This window comes from Rhodococcus sp. MT28, assembly GCF_058792695.1.
Window position 1 is genome coordinate 1 of sequence record NZ_JBXAFD010000077.1, and the last position, 728, is coordinate 728.

Consider the following 728-nt stretch of genomic DNA (forward strand, 5'->3'; position numbering starts at 1 on the left):
CCTGCCTGGAAACAGTTCTTGCTCGTGTCGTCGATTCGGATCAACTTTCACAAGCTCATCGGTGGATTCAGGCTAAATGCAGCTTGATCCGAGCGCTAGAACGCGAAGGTCAGCGGTCGGGTGAGGTGTACGAGAAGATAGGCCCCGATCACTGGCTTGCGCTTGATCCGGGAGACCGATTCGACGGAGAGGAAACAACTCCATCCCACGCAATCCTCCGCATCTACAAGGCGGGCATCCGTGTCCTGTTCACTCCGGGCGGTGCGTGATGGAGACCTGGACCGAATGGGGCGTTGAAAGAAACACCCTCGATGGCATCCGCACGGTAGCGCCGTTGCAAAGCCAAAATGAGGCGGAACATGTCGCCTCAATGTGGGACACATCCACTGGGATTGGACCGCTCAAACCCATTGCCGTATCCCGCACGGTGACAGCAAGCACGTGGGCGCCACTCACTCCGGCGGTGGCGGAATGAGCGACACTCGAAACCCAACTCCGCAACGCACTGCACACCGGCACATTCTCCGGCCTCCCTTTTTGAAGTTCTTAGCGACAACGCTACTAGTGCGCAAGTCCTGCACGATAGCCCTTTCACCCTGAAAAAGCAGCCACTCATTCCTGAACCACACACCGGGACAAGGCGTTTGAATTGAGCAATGATCAGAACCTGTGGATGGTTCTCGGCGAGGCGGCGTGAGTGGGCGCACCTTCCCGGGAATGATCTGAAA

At 57.3% G+C, this 728-nt stretch carries 1 protein-coding gene; it reads left to right on the forward strand.

Annotated elements, in window-relative coordinates:
• Nucleotides 1–269, forward strand: a 269-nt coding sequence (locus tag AC1Q6C_RS33695) for a hypothetical protein (protein ID WP_492667136.1), incomplete at its 5' end; no start/stop codon positions are given.
• Nucleotides 270–728 lie beyond the last annotated feature (459 nt).